The sequence below is a fragment of the Streptomyces sp. NPDC039736 genome (genome assembly GCF_055596485.1).
The window spans coordinates 257,714-277,469 of the sequence record NZ_JBVIUQ010000007.1; the positions used below are offsets into that span (position 1 = coordinate 257,714).

Here is a 19,756-nt window from a genome sequence, read left to right on the forward strand (position 1 = left end):
GGCGCATGGCCGTCAGCGCCACCCTGATCACCGCCCTGGCCTGCGGCCTCGCCCCCGCCACGGTGGCCTCCGCCGCCCCGCAGGCCCCGGCCGGGCCCCGGACCCCCGCCGTCCCCGCCCCCGACCTGGAAGGGGTGACCGCGGCCCTGAACGCCGCGATGGCCAACGGCGCCCCGGGCGCGATGGCCCGCTTCACCGGCCCCGACGGCGTCCGCACCCGTACCGTGGGCGTCCGCGACCGGGTCAGCGGCGAGGCCATGGACACCCGGGCACGCTTCCGCATCGGCAGCGTCAGCAAGACCTTCTCCAGCGTCGTCCTGCTCCAACTGGTCGACGAGGGGCGGCTGGAGTTGGACGCTCCCGTCAACCGCTACCTGCCGGGCCTGCTGCCCGACGAGCGGATCACGGTCCGTCACCTGCTCACCCACCGCAGCGGGCTGGCCGACTACACCGACCAGATGTTCGCCCGGACCGTGCCCGGCTTCGAAGCCGTCCGCAACCGCGTCTTCAGCCCCCAGGAACTGGTCGGCCTCTCGCTGGCCCTCCCGCGCACCACCGAGCCGGGCGCCGCGTACAAGTACTCCAACACCAACTTCGTCGTCGTCGGCATGCTCATCGAGAAGACCACCGGCACCTCCCTCGCCCGGCAGTACGAGCGCCGCGTCATCAAGCCCCTGAACCTGCGCCACACGTCCTACGTCCACCCCGAGACGCGGATCCAGGGCCAGCACGTACGCGGCTACCTCCACCCCGACGAGGAGGGCGCGCCGCTGGTCGACTCCACGGAGCAGACCGTCTCCTGGGCGCAGGCGGCCGGTGCGGTCATCTCCGACCCCGCCGACCTCAACACCTTCACCACCGCGCTGATGCGGGGCAGGCTGCTGTCGCCCCGGATGATGGACGCCATGACCACGGTCACCCCGACGGACGCCGCCCAGACCCGCTTCTACGGGCTGGGGCTGCGCCGGTACGACCTGTCCTGCGGCACCCAGGTGTACGGCCACACCGGGACCGTCCAGGGCTTCTACACCTACGCCTTCGCCACCCGCGACGGCCGCCGCGCGCTGTCCGCGATGGCGAACACCTCGAACCGGGGCGCGGTGAACACCGTGCTCGGCGGCACGCTGGAGGCGGCCTTCTGCGGCAAGCCGGCCGCCGGCCAGGGCAAGCAGCGCTCGCTCTCGGTCGTCCCGGCGGAGGCCGACCTGCCCGAGAACCGCTGAGCAGCCGCCCGGACCGGAGGGGCGGGAAGGAGGGCGGGCGCCTCCGCCCCTCCGGTCCGGGCGACAGGCGCTACGAGGACGCGGGCCGCGCCCCGTCCGGGCCCTCCGGACCGTCCGTGCGGCCGAAGCTCTCCGCGTGGCCGAAGGCGGAGAACGCGCGTTCGGGCCGCTGACCCGGAACGGCGCGTGGACCGCCCCAGTCCAGGGCCCGCCTGGCCTGGTCCTGCGTCTGCTCGGCGGCGACACGGCTCGCCGTCAGGGCGTCTCCCCGTTCCTGGACGAGGAGGTCGTAGATCGGTGTGGGTGCGGATATGGCTGAGGTAGTCACGAGAAGACATTCTTACCGCTGTCCGGCGTGGCGACGGCATGCGTCTGCATGGTGAAACTTGTCACGGCCCCCGTCGCACGGGTCGTCCGCGTCCCACCGTCCCGTGCCGGGGCGGGTGCGGCCGGGCGCGGCGCACGCGCCCGGCCGCACCCGTGCGTCACAGCGCGCGGGTGAGACGTTCGGTGAGCAGCCGGGTGAACCGGGCCGGGTCGGGCAGCTCGCCGCCCTCTGCGAGCAGCGCGCTGCCGTAGACCAGTTCGGCGGTCTCCGCCAGCGCCGGATCGTTTGCGTCGGCCTCGTGCGCGGTGCGCAACGCGGTGATCAGCGGGTGCGCGGGGTTGAGCTCCAGGATCCGCTTCACCGGAGGCAGCTCCTGCCCCATCGCCCGGTACATCTTCTCCAGGGTCGGCGTCACGTCGTGGGCGTCGCCGACGATGCAGGCCGCGGAGGTCGTCAGGCGCGACGACAGGCGGACCTCCTTGACCTGCTCGGACAGCGCGGTGGTCAGCCACGGCAGCAGGGCCGCGAAGTCCTGCTCGTGCCGGGCCTTCTCGGCGTCCTTCTCCTCGTCGCCCTCGGCGCTCCCGCCGAGGTCCACCTGCCCCTTGGCGATGGACTGGAACCGGTGGCCGTCGAAGGCCGGGACCCGGTCCACCCACACCTCGTCGACGGGGTCGGTGAGGATCAGCACCTCGTACCCCTTCGCCGTGAAGGCCTCCATGTGCGGGGAGTTCTCCACCATGGCGCGGGTCTCGCCGGTCAGGTAGTAGATGGCGTCCTGACCGTCCTTCATGCGCTCGACGTACTCGCGCAGCGTGGTGGTCTTCTCCGGGTCGTGCGTGGAGGCCGCCGACACCAGCTCCAGCAGGGTCTCGGTGTTGTCCGGGTCCTCGATCAGGCCCTCCTTCAGCGCCCGGCCGAACTGGGCCCACACCTTCGCGTAGCGCTCGGCGTCCTTGGCCTGCATGTCCTTGACCGCGCCCAGGACCTTCTTGACCAGCCGCCGGCGTACGCCGCGGATCTGCCGGTCGTGCTGGAGGATCTCCCGGGAGACGTTCAGCGACAGGTCGTGGGCGTCCACGACACCCTTGACGAAGCGCAGGTAGTCGGGCATCAGCGCTTCGCAGTCGTCCATGATGAACACCCGCTTGACGTAGAGCTGCACGCCGCCGCGGGTCTCGCGGGAGAACAGGTCGAAGGGCGCCTGCGAGGGGACGAACAGCAGCGCCTCGTACTCGAAGGTGCCCTCGGCGCGCATGTGGATCGTCTCGGCCGGGGGCTGCCAGTCGTGGCTGATCTGCTGGTAGAACTCGTGGTACTCGCTCTCGGCCACCTCGGCGCGCGGGCGGGCCCACAGCGCCTTCATCGAGTTGAGCGTGTCGACCTCCCGCGTGGTCGCGCCCTCGGCGTCGGTGCGCTCGGCGGCCATCCGGATGGGCCAGCGGATGAAGTCCGAGTACTGCTTGACGATCTGACGGATCTTCGACTCCGACAGGTAGTCGGCGAGGCCGTCTTCACTGTCGACGGGCTTGAGGTGCAGGGTGACCGAGGTGCCCACGGGCAGGTCCTCGACGGGCCGCAGGGTGTAGGCGCCCTCGCCGTCGGACTCCCACTGGGTGCCGGAGTCGGTGCCGGCCCGCCGGGTGCGCACCGTGACCGTGTCGGCCACCATGAACGCCGAGTAGAAGCCGACGCCGAACTGTCCGATCAGGTTCTCGGCGGTGGCGGCGTCCTGGGAGTCCTTGATCTTCGCCAGCAGGTCGGCGGTGCCGGATTTGGCGATCGTGCCGATCAGCTCCACGAGGTCGTCCCGGCTCATGCCGATGCCGTTGTCCCGGACGGTCAGCGTGCGGGCCTCCTTGTCGACCTCCAGCGCGATGTGCAGGTCGCTGGTGTCGAGCCCGGAGAGGCCGGAGTCGGTCAGCGACTCCAGCCGCAGCTTGTCGAGGGCGTCGGAGGCGTTCGAGATCAGCTCGCGCAGGAAGATGTCCTTGTTCGAGTAGATCGAGTGGATCACCAGGCGGAGCAACTGCCGTGTCTCGGCCTGGAATTCCATCGTCTCGACACTGCTGGCCATGGAGGGACCTTTCTGTGGGTCTGGGCTTGTTGGGCTGCGGAACGGGCAGGGACGGGGCGGGCGCGGCCACCGCGTGCGCCGCGCCGGGCAGGTCAGTCCTCGGGAGCGGCCGTCGGAGCGCCTCGGTCTTCGAGGGCGTCCAGGGACGCGACGAGACCCGCGTGGCGGGCGAGGAGGTGGGGGCGCAGGTCGGCCAGCGGCGCGAGGAGTTCGGCTGCGTCGGCGGCGCCGAGGGCGCTGTGCAGGGCGGCCTGGGCCGGCCGCGCCTCGGGCCCGAGGTGGGGGAGCGCGGTGATCCGCGCGGCGAGGCGGCGCAGGTCGGCCGCGTTGGCGCGGGCCCGGGCGGCGGTGTCGCGTTCGGCCGCGCGGGCCCGGCGGGTGGCCGTCACGCGCTGCTCGCCCGTGGTGCCGACGGCGCCGGGACGCCCGCGCAGGTACCGGCGTTCGGCGGCCTGGCGGCTGGCGACGCCCAGCGGGCCGGCCAGGTCCGCCCAACTGGCGCCCGCGCCGCGGGCGGTCTCGATCAGGCCGGTCTCCCAGCCGGCCAACCGCTCACGGACCTGCCGCAACAGCATCAGGGAGGCCAGCGCCTGTTCGGGGCCGGGCCGGACGGGGTCGGGTCCCTCGTGCTGGGCGTCGCGCAGGGCGTCGTCCACGGCGGCGAGGGCGGCCGCCGCGGCGAGGAAGGACGCCGGACCGTGGGCGTCGTCGGTACGGGGCGTGGGCGGCTGGTCGGCTGCGGCCATGGGTACCTCCCTCGGGCGAACGGTCATCGTGGCGACGACATCTGAGCTGTCGTCGATCGGATGACATAGTACAGAGGCACGCTCGGAGCCTGGGCCCGGTGGCCCGGTGGCCCGGAGATCTGGTGGCCCAGTGCCCGGCGGTCCGGTGTGCCCTCTCCTGGGCGGCGGCCGCTCCGCCGTGCCGTGGGGCCGTCATGCCGTACGGGCCGGCTCCCCGCGCCCGTTTCCGTGGCGGGGAGCCGGCCCGTACGCCTGGCTCAGTGACCGGTCACGAGGCCGTCACGGCGCCCACGGAGCGATGGCGTCCTTCAGCGCCTCCGTCATGGCGAACTGCAGGAACGGGCCGTAGGTGATCCGGCCGACCCCGAGGCGGCGGAAGCGCTCAAGGTCGTGCTTGACCGGGTGGGCCGTGGTGTTCACGGGCACGCCGACCGCGCCGGTCACCGCCGTGAGCAGGTCGTCGCTGTCCTGGATGCCCACCGGGTAGACGCTGTCGGCGCCGGCCTCCTGGAGGGCGCGCAGGCGCTCGACGGTCTCGTCCAGGACGTCGGCGGCGTTGTCCGCGTGCATGAACAGGTCGGTGCGCCCGTTGACCCAGACCGGGACGCCCGCCTTGTCGGCCGCCGCGCGGAGGCCGGCGATGTACGTCGCGTGCTCCTGCGTGGTCCGTACGCGGCCGCCCTCGGAGTGGACGGTGTCCTCGAGGTTGAGGCCGACCCCGCCGGCCTCGGTGAGTCCGGCGATCAGGTCGGCGGGGTCCTGCCCGTAACCCGCCTCCAGGTCCACGGAGACGGGGACGTCGACCGCCGCGATGATCGGCCTGACGGCGGCGAGCACTTCCTCGAAGGTCTGCCCCTCCTGGTCTGCGGCTCCCCGGGAGTCGGCGAGCGGATGACTGCCGATGGTCAGCGCGGGGAACCCGGCGGCGACGGCCGTCCGGGCGGACCAGACGTCCCAGACGGTCGGCAGAACGAGCGGCTGGTGCTCGGCGTGCAGCTTCTTGAGGCGTTGAGCCCGCTCAACGGTGGTGTGAAAGTCCATGACCAGGACGCTACCCCCTGCACCGCGACAAAGGAGCGCCTTCGCGGGACGCCGGTGATCACGGGCCTCGAAGCGCCTGCTTGACGGCGGTTTCCGCGGGACGTGACGGGCCGTTCCCCGGTGTGTGATGAAGCGATGACGGGCCGTCCGAACGGCGGTTCCGTGTCTTTCGCTGGACCGCATGAACAACCACGACATGAACAGCGACGACATGAACAACCACGACATGAACACCAACGACTTCGACCGCAACGGCAACGGCAACGGCACGAACCGCAACCGGGCGGGCCGGCCCCTCCTCCGTCGGCCCTCCGGCCGGCTCGCCGCCCTCGTCGCGGCGGCCGCGTGCGTCGGTGTCCTCGGGCTCACGGCCTGCCAGGGCAGCGGGTCCGCCAAGGACGCGGACACCGCGGGCAAAGGAACGGGCACCGCGTCCGGCGCGGCCACCAAGGACGGTGCGAAGCCCGCCAGACTGCTGTGGATGGGCGACTCCATCGGCGAGGCGCAGGCACCCGCGCTGGGCGCGGCGATGAAGGCCGACGGCGTGGAGTTCAAGTCGATGGCGGCGGCCGGCGGCGGCGGTGTCGTCGGTGAGATCGCCGCGCCCACCTGGGAGAGCCTGCCCCGCGAGCTGAGCTCCTTCAAGCCCGACGTGGTCGCGTACCAGATCACCACCTACGACTGGGGCACCCCGGCGGAGCAGAGGGCCGCCTACGAGAAGCTGGCGAAGACGGTGAAGGACGCGGGCGCCGAACTCGTCCTGGTCTCCGCGCCCCCGTTCAGGATCGACGACTTCTACAAGGCGAACGAGGCGGCGATCAAGGCCGCCCCGAAGTCGGCCCGGGACGTCGCTTCGCGGCACCCGGACGAGGTCCACTTCCTCGACGCCTCCGCCCTGTGGGGCGACGACGGTTCGGCGGCGAAGGCCCAGCGGAGCAAGGACGGCATCCACTCCTGCCAGCAGGGCTCGGCCGCGTTCGCCCAGTGGTTCGACAAGGAACTCGGCAAGCGGTACTCGTACACGCCCGCGCCCGCCGATCAGTGGGCCACCGGTTCCTGGACGGGCGACAAGGTTTACGGCCCGCTGGGCTGCAAGTAGCCGCGAGCGGGTCCGCAGCCGCAGCCCTGCGGGCCGCCCGGTCTTCCGGCTGTGCCGACGGCGGGCCGCCGGCCGCGCGGCGTCACTGCTGCCGCCCCCGGCGTCCGGCCGGCCCCGCCCTGCCCCCTCCCCGCACCCGTCACCCCGTCCACCCGAAAGACATCCGCATGCGCACCCCCGTCGCCCTCCGAACCGCGTTCTCGCGCGCCGCCTCCCAGCGCGCCGGCAGGCATGCCCGTACCGCAGACACGACTGCGCCACCCACCGTCGGCACCGCAGTCCCGGCCGCCGTCCCCGCCGCCCCGGCCGGGCGCAAGCGGCACATCGAACCCCTGGACGGGCTGCGCGGTCTGGCCGTCCTCGGTGTCCTGTTCTTCCACGCGGGCCATTTCGGCGGCGGCTTCCTCGGCGTGGACCTGTTCTTCGTGCTGTCCGGGTTCCTGATCACCGGGCTCCTGCTGCGGGAGACGGCGGCCCGGGGCGGACGCGTCGACCTCCTCGCCTTCTGGGGGCGGCGCGCCCGCCGTCTGGTGCCCGCCCTCGCCGTGACCGTCGCCGCCACCCTGGTCCTGCTGTGGGCCTTCGGGCCGCCCGCGCTCCTGGGCCAGGCCCGTGACGACACCCCCTGGGTGCTCATCAACCTCGCCAACTGGCACTTCATATCCGACCGGCTCGGCTACTGGGACGCGGCTGGCACCCACGTCTTCAGCCACCTGTGGAGCATCGCCGTCGAGGAGCAGTTCTACCTGCTGTGGCCACCGCTGCTGTGCCTGGTGGCGCGGGGCCGGCACGCGGGCCGCAACGTCGCGGTCGTGGCCGCCGCCGGGGCCCTCGCCTCGCTGCTGCTCATGATCGTCCTCGTCGGCCCGGTGGACACCACCCGCGTCTACGAGGGCACCGACACCCGGGCCTTCTCGCTGCTCCTGGGCGCCCTGACGGCCACTCCGCCCGCCGCCCGGCTGCTCGCCCGCCTCACCACCAGGGCGGCCGGGCGGGTGGCGCTGGTCCTGGCGTGCGGGATCGGCGCGTACTGGGCGCTGACCGAAGGGCAGACGTCGGCCGCCCTCTTCCGCGGCGGCCTGTTCGCCCACGCGCTGGCCGCCGCCCTGCTCATCGGCTGCCTGGCCCAGGCCCCGGCCGCCCCGCTCGGCAGGGCCCTGCGGGTCCGGCCGCTGCGCTGGGCCGGGCGGATCTCGTACAGCCTCTACCTGTGGCACTGGCCGGTGTTCCTGCTGCTGAGCGAGGAACGCCTCGGGCTGACGGGCTGGAGCCGTACGGCCGTCGTCATGGCGGTGTCCGTGGCAGCGGCCGCGCTCTCCACGTACCTGGTGGAGGACCCGGTGCGGTTCCGGGCCCGCTGGGCGACGGGCAGGACCGGAGCCCTGGCCCTCGCAGCGGTGTACGTCGTCCTGGTGTGCCTCTGGGGCGTCATCCCGCAGCCCCGGGCGGGCGCGGGCTCGGTGGACCTCACCCGCCTCACGGGGGGCTGAACCCGGCTCTCGCGGCCCGACCCCGTCCACACGACGCAGCGCCGTCTTCGCCCCGACCGTCAACGTTTCGTCATAAAACGGGAGAACCCGCGTCATATGCTTCCAGCACCCTGGTGGCGGGAGCGCCCCAGCGCCGCCCCCTCCCACCCCGACCCCCGTGTTCCGCCGGAAGGGCACAGCACCCATGGCACGAGTCCTGCTCATCGAAGACGACCCCGCCGTCCAGAAGGGCGTCGCCCTCGCCCTGAAGCGGCGCGGTCACGACACCGAGATCGCGGGGAGCGGCGAGACGGGGCTGCTCGCCCTGGAGCGGTATCGGCCCGACCTCGTCCTGCTCGACCTGATGCTGCCGCAGATGAGCGGCCTCGAAGTGTGCCGCCGCATCCGTGAGTCCCAGCAGATCCCGATCATCATCCTCTCCGCGCGCGGTGACGAACTCGACATGATCGTCGGCCTGGAAGCGGGCGCGGACGACTACGTCGTGAAACCCGCCAGCGGGGAGATCCTCGAAGCCCGGATGAAGGCGGTGCTGCGCCGCGTCGCCCCCCACCAGGACACGGGTGTCGCCCCCCTGGGCATGGAGGAGTTCGCCGGTCTCACGGTGGACCGGGCCTCCCTGCGCGTCACCAAACACGGCACCGAACTCGCCCTAGCCCCCTCCGAGTTGAAGCTGCTGCTGTTCCTGAGCGCGGTACCCGGTCAGGTCCACAGCCGCCAGCAGCTCCTGGAACAGGTCTGGGAGCACTCCTTCTACGGGGACGTCCGCCTCGTCGACGCCTGCGTCATGCGCTTGCGCGCCAAGATCGAGGACGACCCGCGCCACCCCGTCTACGTACAGACGGTGCGCGGCTTCGGATACCGCTTCGGGCCCCTGTCGTGACCCCTCGCCCGCCCGGCGGGGAAACGGACTCCGCGCCCCCAGGAGCCCGCAGACCGCCCCGGCCGGTCCCGGCACACGAGCCCCGCCCGCCACTCCGGCCGCGCCCGCCGCGCGGCCTGCGGGCCCGGCTCGTCGTGGCCTTCCTGCTCGCCGCCGCCTTCGGGGCCCTGCTGACCGCCGGTCTCACCTTCCGCGAGGCCCGCTCGGCGATCCTGCAACGCACCCAGGACACCGCGACGGCCGACCTGCGCGGCCAGCTCGACTCCCTCGCCCCCGACCTCGTCTTCCCCCCGACGACGCAGACCCTGCGCGGCCTCGCCCTCCAGCTCGACCGGGCCGGCGGCTCCCGCCTCTGGCACGCCTCCGCCGCGTACCAGCGCGGCCCCCTGGTCTCCGCGTCCCCGGCCGCCCCCGCCTCCCCGGCACCGCCGGTCACACCGGTGCCCGACACCCTGCGCCGCGAGGTCGAGAGCGGCGGCCGCGCGGCCTACCAGTACGTCGAGCGCGACGGCCGCCCCTGGCTCGCCGTCGGCATGCCCGTCGCCTACGCCCGGGAACCCGCCCGCGCCGACACCCCACGGCAGGACAACCCCGCCGGGCTCTCCGGTCTCACCGCCTACGTCTCCTTCCCCCTCGACGACGACCAGGCCGACATCGAGGCCCTGATCACCGCCGCACAGGCCGGAGCGGTGCCCGCCCTCGCGCTCGCCCTGATCCCCGCCCTGTACGCCGCCGCGCACATCCTGCGTCCCGTACGCCGGCTGCGGGGCGGCGCCGAACGCATCGCCGCCGGGGAACTCGACACCCGGCTCGACGTCCGGGGCCACGACGAACTCGCCTCCCTCACCCGCTCCTTCAACACCATGGCCGCCACCCTGGAACGCGACGACGCCGAGCTGCGCCGCCTGGAGGCGGGCGCCCGCCGGTTCGCCTCCGACGTCGCCCACGAACTGCGCACCCCGCTCGCCGCCATGGCCGCCGTGACCGAAGTCCTCGACGAGGACGCCGCGTCCGGGGTCCTGCCCGAGGACACCGCCGACGCGGTACGTCTGATCAGCACGGAGACCCGCACCCTGGCCCGCATGGTCGAGGACCTCATGGAGGTCTCCCGTTTCGACGCCAAGGCGGCCCCCCTGCACCTGGAGAACACGGACCTGCGCACCCTCGTCGCCAAGACGCTCCAGCTCCGCGGCTGGGCCGACGACCCCCGCGTGCGCACCGACCTCCAAGGACCGCTGCCGGTACGGGCCGACCCCCGCCGCATCGACGTGATCCTGGGCAACCTGATCGGCAACGCCCTGCGCCACGGACGCCCGCCGGTCGTCCTCGCCGCCCGTGCCGACGCCGACGACGGCCGTACGGTCGTCACCGTCACCGATCACGGCCCCGGCATCCCCGCCGACGTCCTCCCGCACGTCTTCGAGCGCTTCTACAAGGCCGACACCGCCCGCACCCGCTCCGAGGGCAGCGGCCTGGGCCTCGCCATCGCCCACGAGAACGCCCTGCTGCACGGCGCCGCCCTCACCGCCGCCAACAGCCCCCACGGGGGCGCCGTCTTCACCCTGGCCCTGCCCCCCGCCCCGCTGGAACAGCCATGACCCGCCCCCGCCCCGCCCCCGCCCTCCTTCTCCTTCTCCTTCTCCTCTTCACCACCACCGTGGGCTGCGGGATCAGCGCCACCGATCCCCGCGACGCGGGCGGCCCCGCCTCGGGCGTCCCGCGGCCGGGCACCGAAGCCCGTTCCGTACGCCTGTACTTCGCGGGCCCGTACGGCATCCGGGCCGTCACCCGGCCCACGGACCGCCCGCTCAGCCCGCAGCACGCACTGGACCTCCTCCTGGAGGGCCCCACCCCCGCCGAACGCCGGCGCGGCCTGATCAACCAGGTCCCGCCCATGGGCGGTCAGCTCACCGCGAACGCCGTCACCGGCGCGGTGGACGTCTTCGTCCCCTCGGCGGTCAGCGCCGGCGACCTCGACGTCACCGCCATCAGCCAGCTCGCCTGCACCGCCGCGCACGCGGAGGTCCCCGGCACCAGGAAACCCGAGCAGATCGACATCCGCATCCACGAGAACCTCGTCCGCTCCGCCACTCCCTGGACCGTCCGCTGCGCCCCGGACAACAACGCGGTGCCCGTCACCTCCTGACCCCCGGCCGGTGCCGGTCCGCCGTCTGCCGTCGGTGAACACCACCCCGAGCGGGCGCGCCCGGCACTACCGTCCAGCCGCATGACGACGATCACCACGCGCACGGTGGAGTACCCCGCCGACAACCTGACGATGACCGGCCACCTCGCCCTCCCCGCCGGCACCGGACTCCGGCCCGCCGTCCTGATCGGACCCGAGGGCACGGGGCTCAGCGACGTCGAACGCCGCCGCGCCGAGGCGCTGGCCGAACTGGGGTACGTGGCACTGGCCTTCGACCTCCACGGCGGACGCTATCTGGCGGACCCCGAGGACATGCTGGCGCGCTGCATGCCGCTGCTCGCCGATCCCGACCGGATGCGGGCGATCGGTCACGCCGCGCTCGACGTGCTGTGGGCCGAACCACGTGCCGACCGCGCCCGGACCGCCGCCATCGGCTACGGCACCGGGGGCGCGATCGCACTGGAGCTCGGCCGCGACGGCGTCGACCTGCGCGCGATCGGCACGGTCAACGCACTGACCACCGGCCGGCCGGGCGAGGCGGCGCGCATCCGCTGCCCGGTGTGGGCCGGGGTCGGGTCCCAGGACCCGATCATGCCGCCCGCGCAACGGGAGGCGTTCGCCGAGGAGATGCAGGCCGCGGGCGTCGACTGGCGCATCGTGGTCTACGGCGGAGCCCTGCACGCCTTCCACCACCCGACGGTCGGCCACACGGTGCGTCCCGGCGTCGGCCACCACCCCCGACACGCCCGGCGGGCCTGGCACGACGTCGTCGCCCTGCTGGCGGAGTGCCTGCTCCCGGAGCGCCCGTCCGGCACGGACTGAGGCATGATCACCGTGGACCACCGGCCGCCGTGGACATCTGAGCCGGTCTCGACACCCGCCGCGGCGGGGCCCGGCACGACCTCGTACGTGAGCGGGGCCGCCGACGACCGGGCCGGGACCGGCCGGCCGGGCACGCCCAGGAACTCGACGGCCGGTACGTCACCGACGAGCCGCCCCTACGACGTGTTCGCCGGGGCCCTGGAAGTCCTGGCCGAGGGCGGCATGGACGTCACCCTGGTGTGATCCGCCGCCGGATCGCGCTGACGCTCCTGCTGCGCGAGCGCTCCCGCCGTCAGTGGCGTTGGTTCAGGTGGATCAGGGGCGCGCCGCCGGGGACGAGGTACTTCGCGGCCAGTACGGGGCTGTTGTCCGCGGTCACGACCTGCGTGATCAGCATCGCGGGCGTCTCGGGCGGCCGGTTCATGGCCCTGCCCCGCTCCTTGCCGAGGATCGTCGCACCCATCGTGCTCTTGGCCGCGAGCGCACGGTTCTCGGCCGTCGCGATCAGGAGCGCGAGCATGCTGGTCGGCGGCGCGGGCGAGACGGTCGCACCGAGCGCGGCCGCGAACGCGGGGCCTAGTTCGCCCAATACGGAGGCGTCGGCCGCCCATTCGTGCGCGAAGCAGGCCGGGACGCCGTCGACCTCCACCAGGGTCTCCCAGAACCAGGTGCGGCTGACGGGCGGGAGCCGGAGGTGGAAGCCGGAGAAGTCGGTCGGCTCGTCCAGCTCGGCGGCGAGGCGACGGCAGGTCACCGGGCCGGGGCCGAGCAGCGCCTCGACGGGTGACAGGCGTTCGATGCCCCGGGTGGCGGGGGGCTGGTTCACCCGGCTTCCGACCCCGTGCTTGCGCGTGATGACGCCGTCCTCCTGGAGCAGGATCAGCACTTCGCGCAGGGCGGGCCGACCGACCCCCAGTTCGGCGGCGAGCACGGGCTCGGAGGGGAGTTTCGTGCCCGGTGGATACGTGCCGTCATGGATCGCGGCGACGATGCGCTCGTAGAGCTCGACCCTCGGCTGACGGCGTCGCGTACGAACCTGCGTCACTCCGCATCCCCCTCGTGCTGCTGTGCCGGCCCGGCACATCCGTTCGTCCTCACTGACCGCGCGAGTTGTCGGACTTCTGCGGGCCCTGCCGAGCATACTCGGGCCCGGTCCGCCCGAATACGTGTGAAGTACCCCCTTGTCGTGAGCCCCGTCCGGAGCTACTGTCCCACCAGTCGATCACGAGTTGTAAGACAACTGGCGTCTAGCCCTCCCTTCCCGGGCGGCAAATCGGCCGAAAAGTTTCCTCCGCTCCCCGTGAAAGGTCCGACAATGCATGACCAGCAGCCCACCGTGGTGGTGCTCGGATCCCTCAACATCGACCTGGTGACCCGAGTGCCCCGGCACCCGGGGGCCGGCGAGACCGTGCTCGGCAGCGGGCTCACCGTGCTGCCCGGCGGCAAGGGCGCCAACCAGGCGGTGGCCGCCGCACGTGGGGGAGCCCGGGTCCGGATGCTCGGCCGGGTCGGCGAGGACGACGGCGGCCGCCGCTACCTCGCGGCACTGGACGCCGACGGCGTCGACACGCGGGACGTGGTCCCCACCCCCGGCGAGCCCACGGGGCAGGCGCACATCTGTGTCGACGACCTCGGCGAGAACACCATCGTGGTGATCGCGGGCGCCAACGGGGCCGTCACCCCGGCCGACGTCGAACGGGCCGCCGACGTCATCGCGGAGGCCGACGTGCTGCTGCTCCAGTTGGAGACGCCGCTCCCGGCCGTCGTGCGGGCCGCGGAGCTCGCCGACCGGTCCGGCGTGCGAGTCGTCCTCAACGCCTCTCCCGTGGCCGAAGTGCCCTCCCGGCTCCTGCGGCTCGCCGATCCGGTGATCGTCAACGAGCACGAGTACGAGGCACTCGGCGAGGACGCCGGGTCGGTGTGCGTGACCCTCGGGGGCCGGGGCGCCCGCTGGGGCGAACACGAAGCCGTGCCGCCGCCGGTCGAGGTCGTGGACACCACCGGTGCCGGGGACTGCTTCGCGGGCACGCTCGCCGCCCGGATCGCCGCCGGGGAACCGCCGGCCGAGGCGCTCCGTGCCGCGGTCACGGCGGGGGCGCGTGCGACGACCTGGCACGGCGCCCAGGGACGAAGCCTGGACGCGCCCTCCTCGCCCCTTCTGCCTTGACGGCGGTCGGGGCCCCGCCTCTGCCCTGGGCGGACTTACGCTCCCTGCGCGGTGAGCCGGGCCGGGGTCCTGTCGCGCTGAGCGTATCCACGTTCCGTGCGCCGTGAGCCCGGCCGGGCCCTGTCGCTCTGGGCGCGTTCACGCCCCTTCTGCCCCGAGGGCGGTCGGGGCCCCACCCCTGGGCGCACTCACGCTCCTTGCGCGGTGAGCCGGGCTGGGGTCCCGCCCCTGGCGTATCCACATTCCGTGCGCGGTGAGCCCGGCTGGGGTCCCGCCCCTGGGCTTATCCACGCTCCCCGCGCCGTGAGCGCGGCCGGGGTCTTGCCGCTCTGGGCGCATTCACGACCCTTCCGCCCTGACGGCGGCCGGGGCCCCGCCCCCGGCGTATCCACGCTCGCTGCGCGGTGAGCCGGCTCCGGGCCCTGTCGCGCTGAGCGCATCCACGCTCCCCGCGCCTCGCCCCCCGGCCACGGTCCCGTTCCCCCCGCACCCACTTCCCTGCCCCCCAGGCTTGTCGGGGCCCCCGCCCTGAACGCACCCACCTCCCCTCCGCCCTGATCCCGGCCGGGGCCCCGCCACTCCATACCCACGCTCTCCCCACCCTGAGCGCACCACCCTCACCCCGGCCGCCGCCCCGTCGCCCCGCACTCACCCACCCCGCCCCCACACGATCCCCCTGCCCGGCCGGCGGCAGCCCCCCGTACCCAACCGATCGATCACCTCAAGGACGAAGTGACATGACGACCCCCCAGCCCCTGCTGATGGACTGCGACACCGGCGTCGACGACGCCCTCGCCCTGCTCTACCTGGCGCTCTCCCCGGACGTCGACCTCCGCGCGGTCACCACCGTCGGCGGCAACACCGCCGCCCGGCAGGCCGCGGTCAACACCCTGCAGGTCCTCGAACTCGTGGGACGTACGGACATCCCGGTGGCCGCCGGAGCCGACCGGACCCTCAACGGCTCGCTGCCCCACTACGCCACCCACGTGCACGGCGACAACGGCATCGGCAACGTGCAACTGCCCGCCCCCACCGCCCCGGTGGCCGACACGGACGCCGTCGACCTGATCATCGAGACGGCCCGGCAGGCGGACGGAGCGCTCTCCCTGCTCGCCACGGCACCGCTCACCAACCTCGCCCTCGCCCTGCGCCGGGAGCCCCGGCTGCCCGAACTGGTCCGTCACCTCACCGTGATGGGCGGCGCCGTGCACCACCCCGGCAACATCACCCCGCTCGCCGAGGCGAACATCGGCAACGACCCGGAAGCCGCCGCGCTGGTCCTGGCCGCCGACTGGGACCTGACGATCGTTCCGCTCGACGTGACCATGCGGGAGAACCTCACCACCGCCACCCAGCGGGACCTGCTCGCCCACGGCTCCCCGGCCTGCGTCTTCGCCGCCCGCGCGCTCGACGTCTACTTCGACTTCCACGAGGAGGTCGCGCTGCCCTTCCGGGGGTCGGCGTGTCACGACCCGCTGGCCGCCGCGATAGCCGCCGGTCACGTCGTTCCGCGGCTGGCCCCGAGGCTGCACGTGGACGTCGAGACCGGTGACGGCCCGGCACGCGGGGCGCTCGTCGCCGACACCCGTGCCCTCTACCTGTCGTATCCCGAACGGGCCGACGCCAACGCCCGGGTGGTCCTGGAGACCGACGGCCGCTTCCCCGGACAACTGGTCGAGCGCCTGCGCACGAGCACCCCGGCGGCCGACACCGCGAGCGACACCGCGAACAACTCCGCAAGCCCTGCCACGAGCACCCGTACGACTCGTACGACTCGTACGAACGGCGGTACCGCCGCGTGAACCCGACCGCGCCCCACGCCACCGGCACCGCCCCCCGGACCCACCGCTTCCTGCTGCCGGCCCTGATCACCGGCGTCGTCGCCTTCCAGCTCAACGCCTCGATGGTGACGCCCGCGCTGCCGGAGATCGCCCGCGCGCTCGACGCCCCGCTGAGTACGGTCTCCCTCTCGCAGAACCTCTTCTTCCTCGTCGGCGGCGTCGCGGGCGTCGTGCTGTCCCGGCTCAGCGACCACCTCGGCCGCCGTACGGTACTGCTCGCCTCCCTCCTCGTGATGTGCGCCGGCACCGTGCTGGCGATGCTCGCTCCGAACGCGGGGCTCCTCATCGCCGGGCGGGTGCTCCAGGGAGCCGCGGGGGCCACCTTCCAACTGACGTACCTCCTGGTCCGCGACACGATGACGCCGAAGCAGTTCGGCACCGCGCTCGGCGTCATCACCGCCATCAACGGAGGCGTGGGCGGAGTCGACGGCTTCCTCGGCGGGTTCGTCGCCGACCGGCTCGGGTTCCGCTGGATCTTCGGCGTGATCCTCGTCGTGGGCCTGCTCGCCCTGGTCTGCGTGGCACGCGCCGTGCCCGGCACCGCACCGGCCGCGCACACCGGACGGATGGACTGGTGGGGGGCCGCCTCGCTGTCCGCCGCGATCGTCTGCGTCAACCAGGCGATCAGCCAGGGCGGTGCGCACGGCTGGGGCTCCCCGTGGCCGCCGGTGCTGCTGGTCGCGGGCGCCGCCCTCTTCGTCGCCTTCTGGCAGATCGAGAAGCACGGCAGCACCCCGCTCATCGCGGTGGAGGCCCTGCGCTCGCGCCAGGTGTGGCCCCTGATGACGACGACGCTGCTGACCCTCGTCAGTGTCTTCGCCGCCATGAACTTCACGGTCGTCCTGCTGAGCCAGGACGACCGTGCCGGATTCGGCATGTCGGCGACGCTCGCCGCCCTGCTGTTCCTGACTCCGCCCGCGGCGATCGGACTGCTCGCGGCCCCGGTCGCGGGCTGGCTGGCACCCCGCAAGGGGTGGCTGCCGATGCTGCGCGCCGGTCTGCTCGCGTCGGCGCTCACCCTCGCCGTCGCCGCGGTCTTCGCCGGGGACCGCTGGGTGGTGCTGGCCGCCTGCTGCGCGCTCGGCGTCTTCTACAACGGACTCACGCTCACCATGCTGAACGGCCTCGGGGTCGTGCTCTCCCCGAAGGAGAGCCCCGGCGCGCTGCCCGGGCTGAACGGGGCCTGCTTCGGCATCGGCGCCTCGGTCGGCATCGCCCTCGTGGGCCCGGTGGCCGCCACCGGCACGCTCGGCGGCTACCGGACCGCACTCGGCCTGGCGGTCGGCGTCTCGCTGCTCGCCCTGCTCGCCTCCCTGCTGATCAAGCAGCCGGCGGACCGCTCCTGACGCCCCTCGCCTCCGGGTCCAGCAGGCGGGCGAGGAAGGAACGGGTGCGGGCGTGCGCCGGCGAGCCGATCACCCGGTCCGGGGGGCCCTGCTCGACGACGACCCCGCCGTCCATGAAGACCACCCGGTCCGCGACCTCCCTGGCGAAGCCCATCTCGTGCGTGACCACGAGCATCGTCATCCCCTCGTCGGCCAGCGAACGCATCACCGCCAGCACGTCGCCGACCAGTTCCGGGTCGAGCGCCGACGTCGGTTCGTCGAAGAGCATCAGCCGCGGGTCCATCGCCAGCGCGCGGGCGATGGCCACGCGCTGCTGCTGGCCGCCGGAGAGCTTCGCCGGGTAGACGGCCTCCTTGTCCGTGAGGCCGACCCGGGCCAGCCGCTCGCGGCCGATCCGGGCCGCCTCCGCCTTGTCCCGTCCCAGCACCCGGCGCTGCGGGAGCGTCAGGTTCTCCAGGGCGGTCAGGTGCGGGAAGAGGTTGAAGGACTGGAAGACCATGCCGATGCCGCGGCGCACCCGGTCGATGTCCACGTCCGGGTCGGTGACCTCGTCGCCCGCCACCCGGACCGTGCCCGAGGTGGGCGCCTCCAGCAGGTTCACACAGCGCAGCAGGGTCGACTTCCCGGAACCCGAGGGGCCGATGACGCACACCACCTCGCCGTACGCCACGCTCAGGTCGATGCCCGAGAGCACCTCCAGCGCGCCGAACGACTTGTGCAGGCCGCGCACTTCGATGGCGGGCGCGTCGGGCGCCCTCCGTGCGTCCGGAGAGTTCTCCATCTCGCTCACCTCGCCCTTGACGTACGTGCTTCGAGCCGCCGGACGAGATGGCCCAGCGGCAGGGTGATCACCAGGTAGCAGAGGCCGGCGATCAGGATCGGGGTCAGGCTGCGGTTCTGGTTCAGCGCGTCCCTGCCGAACTTCGCCAGTTCGTACTGGGACAGCGAGAGCCCCAGCAGATAGACCAGCGACGAGTCCTTGGTCAGCAGGATCAGTTCGTTGGTGAGCGGCGGCAGTACGATGCGCAGCGCCTGCGGGACGACGATGGAGACCATCGCCCTGCCCTGCGACATCCCGAGCGAACGCGCCGCCTCCGTCTGCCCCCTGGGCACCGCCAGGATGCCCGCCCGGATCGTCTCCGCCATGTACGCGGCGCCGACCAGGCCGAGCGCCAGCATGACCGTCACGTACTGGTTGAGGGACACCTGGAAGGCCAGCGGGACGCCGAAGCCCAGCGCGATGAACACCAGGAGTGCGGGCACCCCGCGGAAGAACTCGATGTACGCGACGGCCAGCCAGCGGTACGGCGGCACCGTCGACAGCCGCATCAGCGCGAGCAGCAGCCCGAGGCCCAGCCCGAAGCCGAAGCCCAGCAGGGTGTAGAGAACGGTGTTGACCAGCGCGGTGGTGATGATGTCGGGGAACTGGGACCTGGCGACCTCGACGTCGAAGAAGGCACGCCGGATCTCGCCCCAGTCGGCGGCGAGCGCGACCACGAGCACCACGCCGAGCAGGACGGCGTACTGCACGCCCCGCACCGCCCGGGCCCGTTGCCGTCGGGACAGTCTGGACTTGGCCATCGGCTGGGGGTCCTCAACTCTTGGGGGCGGCGGGGAACCACTTCGTGTAGATCGCCTCGTAACGCCCGTCCGCCCGCGCCGCCTTCACGGCCTTGTCGATCTCCTCGCGCAGGGCCGTGTTCCCGGTCCTGACGGCGATCCCGTATTTCTCGCCCGTGTCGAACTCGGCGGTGACCGCCAGCTCGGGGTTCTTGCGTACGTACTCGAAGAGGACACCGTTGTCGTTGACGGCGGCGTCCACCTGCCCCGTCTTCACGGCGGTGAGCAGCAGCGCCACGTCCTCGAACTGCACGGTCTCGACGCCCGCGCCGTTCTTCTTCGCGTACGTCTCACCCGTCGTGCCCTGCTGGACCCCCAGCTTCCTGCCCTTCAGGCCCGCGAGGGAGGTGTACGGGGAGCCCTTCTTGGCGATCAGGGCCTGGGTGGCGTCGAAGTACGGCGCGGAGAAGTCCAGGTTCTGCTCGCGCACCGGCGTGATGGTCATCCCCGCGGCCGCGAGGTCGCACTTGCCCGCGTTCAGGTCCTCGCCGGTCTGGATGCCCTCGAAGGGCGTGTCGACGATCTCCTGGGTGACCTTGAGCTGCTTGGCGACCAGGTCGACGATGTCGACGTCGAAGCCCACGACCTTGTTGTCCTTGCGGAATTGGAAGGGCTCGTACGGCAGGTGCGTGCAGGTGGTGAGCTTGCCCTCGGCCACGAGGGAGATCCCGGACCCGTCCGAGCCGGAGGTCTTCGTGCTGGTGCAGCCGGTCGCCACGAGGGCGAGGGCGGTGACGGCGGTGATGGCGGTGACGCGGGACAGCACGGTGCGAACGGACAAGGCGCCTCCATACGAAGAGGTGCGGCCGACGCCCCGGGGGCGGGCCGCACGGAATCGTGGTGCGGTCGTGGTGCGCGTGCGATGCGCCGATCTTGCCACCCCCGGTGCCGGATGTCTCCAGCGCGGACGGCTGTCTCCGGCTGTCCGCC

At 73.0% G+C, this 19,756-nt stretch carries 19 protein-coding genes; 11 read left to right on the top strand and 8 right to left on the bottom strand.

The features are described from left to right. Window positions 1-5 precede the first annotated feature (5 nt). Window positions 6-1,223, top strand: a complete 1,218-nt coding sequence (locus tag ACZ56L_RS23165) for a serine hydrolase domain-containing protein (protein ID WP_471066298.1) — start codon at window positions 6-8, stop codon at window positions 1,221-1,223. 70 nt (window positions 1,224-1,293) lie between these two features. On the opposite strand, the gene ACZ56L_RS23170 is transcribed toward ACZ56L_RS23165, so the two are convergent. The 4 genes from ACZ56L_RS23170 to ACZ56L_RS23185 all read right to left on the bottom strand — a co-directional run bounded on the left by ACZ56L_RS23170 (window position 1,294) and on the right by ACZ56L_RS23185 (window position 5,415). Further along, window positions 1,294-1,551: a hypothetical protein gene (locus tag ACZ56L_RS23170; RefSeq protein ID WP_345219652.1), complete on the bottom strand. Its 258-nt coding sequence runs from the start codon at window positions 1,549-1,551 to the stop codon at window positions 1,294-1,296. A gap of 157 nt (window positions 1,552-1,708) precedes the next feature. Further along, window positions 1,709-3,628, bottom strand: a complete 1,920-nt coding sequence (htpG, locus tag ACZ56L_RS23175; RefSeq protein WP_468689923.1) for a molecular chaperone HtpG — start codon at window positions 3,626-3,628, stop codon at window positions 1,709-1,711. A gap of 92 nt (window positions 3,629-3,720) precedes the next feature. After that, window positions 3,721-4,374 carry a type III effector protein gene (locus ACZ56L_RS23180; RefSeq protein WP_468689925.1) on the bottom strand — a complete coding sequence of 218 codons (654 nt, stop codon included), beginning with the start codon at window positions 4,372-4,374 and terminating at the stop codon, window positions 3,721-3,723. 279 nt (window positions 4,375-4,653) lie between these two features. Further along, entirely contained in the window at window positions 4,654-5,415 is a 762-nt protein-coding gene (locus ACZ56L_RS23185; RefSeq protein ID WP_471065962.1) for an isocitrate lyase/PEP mutase family protein, read from the bottom strand. Between the two features lie 181 nt (window positions 5,416-5,596). On the opposite strand from ACZ56L_RS23185, the gene ACZ56L_RS23190 reads away from it, so the two are divergent. The 7 genes from ACZ56L_RS23190 to ACZ56L_RS23220 all read left to right on the top strand — a co-directional run bounded on the left by ACZ56L_RS23190 (window position 5,597) and on the right by ACZ56L_RS23220 (window position 12,095). Further along, window positions 5,597-6,514, top strand: coding sequence for an SGNH/GDSL hydrolase family protein (locus ACZ56L_RS23190; protein WP_471065964.1), 918 nt, complete (start codon window positions 5,597-5,599; stop codon window positions 6,512-6,514). 167 nt (window positions 6,515-6,681) lie between these two features. Then, window positions 6,682-8,004, top strand: coding sequence for an acyltransferase family protein (locus ACZ56L_RS23195; RefSeq protein WP_471065966.1), 1,323 nt, complete (start codon window positions 6,682-6,684; stop codon window positions 8,002-8,004). A 184-nt stretch (window positions 8,005-8,188) separates the two neighbouring features. Next, a complete protein-coding gene (locus tag ACZ56L_RS23200) occupies window positions 8,189-8,884 on the top strand; it encodes a response regulator (RefSeq protein ID WP_401760241.1) in 696 nt (231 codons plus the stop codon). Window positions 8,885-9,018: 134 nt separating this feature from the next. After that, the gene (locus tag ACZ56L_RS23205) at window positions 9,019-10,482 is read left to right on the top strand and encodes a sensor histidine kinase (RefSeq protein WP_471065969.1); all 1,464 of its coding nucleotides are present in this window, start codon (window positions 9,019-9,021) and stop codon (window positions 10,480-10,482) included. Then, window positions 10,479-11,030: a hypothetical protein gene (locus ACZ56L_RS23210; RefSeq protein WP_471065971.1), complete on the top strand. Its 552-nt coding sequence runs from the start codon at window positions 10,479-10,481 to the stop codon at window positions 11,028-11,030. Before ACZ56L_RS23205 ends, ACZ56L_RS23210 begins: the two co-directional genes overlap by 4 nt. Window positions 11,031-11,111: 81 nt before the next feature. Continuing rightward, window positions 11,112-11,852: a dienelactone hydrolase family protein gene (locus ACZ56L_RS23215; RefSeq protein ID WP_471065973.1), complete on the top strand. Its 741-nt coding sequence runs from the start codon at window positions 11,112-11,114 to the stop codon at window positions 11,850-11,852. A gap of 3 nt (window positions 11,853-11,855) precedes the next feature. Then, window positions 11,856-12,095 (top strand): hypothetical protein, encoded by a 240-nt coding sequence (locus ACZ56L_RS23220; protein WP_471065975.1) that lies wholly within the window; start codon window positions 11,856-11,858, stop codon window positions 12,093-12,095. A 49-nt stretch (window positions 12,096-12,144) separates the two neighbouring features. On the opposite strand, the gene ACZ56L_RS23225 is transcribed toward ACZ56L_RS23220, so the two are convergent. After that, complete coding sequence (locus ACZ56L_RS23225; protein WP_345219663.1) at window positions 12,145-12,897, bottom strand: GntR family transcriptional regulator; 753 nt, start codon at window positions 12,895-12,897, stop codon at window positions 12,145-12,147. Between the two features lie 270 nt (window positions 12,898-13,167). Here ACZ56L_RS23225 and ACZ56L_RS23230 point away from each other — a divergent pair, with 270 nt between their 5' ends. The 3 genes from ACZ56L_RS23230 (at window position 13,168) to ACZ56L_RS23240 (ending at window position 17,206) form a co-directional block, all read left to right on the top strand. Next, complete coding sequence (locus ACZ56L_RS23230) at window positions 13,168-14,019, top strand: ribokinase (protein ID WP_471065977.1); 852 nt, start codon at window positions 13,168-13,170, stop codon at window positions 14,017-14,019. A 737-nt stretch (window positions 14,020-14,756) separates the two neighbouring features. Beyond that, on the top strand, window positions 14,757-15,821 hold the full coding sequence (locus ACZ56L_RS23235) for a nucleoside hydrolase (protein WP_471065979.1): 1,065 nt from the start codon (window positions 14,757-14,759) through the stop codon (window positions 15,819-15,821). Beyond that, a complete protein-coding gene (locus ACZ56L_RS23240; RefSeq protein ID WP_471065981.1) occupies window positions 15,818-17,206 on the top strand; it encodes an MFS transporter in 1,389 nt (462 codons plus the stop codon). Before ACZ56L_RS23235 ends, ACZ56L_RS23240 begins: the two co-directional genes overlap by 4 nt. Here ACZ56L_RS23240 and ACZ56L_RS23245 read toward each other — a convergent pair. Genes ACZ56L_RS23245 through ACZ56L_RS23255 form a run of 3 tightly spaced genes read right to left on the bottom strand, consistent with a single transcriptional unit; the run spans window position 17,181 to window position 19,607 of the window. Next, window positions 17,181-17,987, bottom strand: coding sequence for an amino acid ABC transporter ATP-binding protein (locus tag ACZ56L_RS23245; protein ID WP_471065983.1), 807 nt, complete (start codon window positions 17,985-17,987; stop codon window positions 17,181-17,183). The two genes, ACZ56L_RS23240 and ACZ56L_RS23245, sit on opposite strands and share 26 nt — an antisense overlap. A gap of 5 nt (window positions 17,988-17,992) precedes the next feature. After that, on the bottom strand, window positions 17,993-18,787 hold the full coding sequence (locus ACZ56L_RS23250; RefSeq protein WP_471065985.1) for an amino acid ABC transporter permease: 795 nt from the start codon (window positions 18,785-18,787) through the stop codon (window positions 17,993-17,995). Between the two features lie 13 nt (window positions 18,788-18,800). Further along, window positions 18,801-19,607: an ABC transporter substrate-binding protein gene (locus tag ACZ56L_RS23255; RefSeq protein ID WP_471065987.1), complete on the bottom strand. Its 807-nt coding sequence runs from the start codon at window positions 19,605-19,607 to the stop codon at window positions 18,801-18,803. Window positions 19,608-19,756 lie beyond the last annotated feature (149 nt).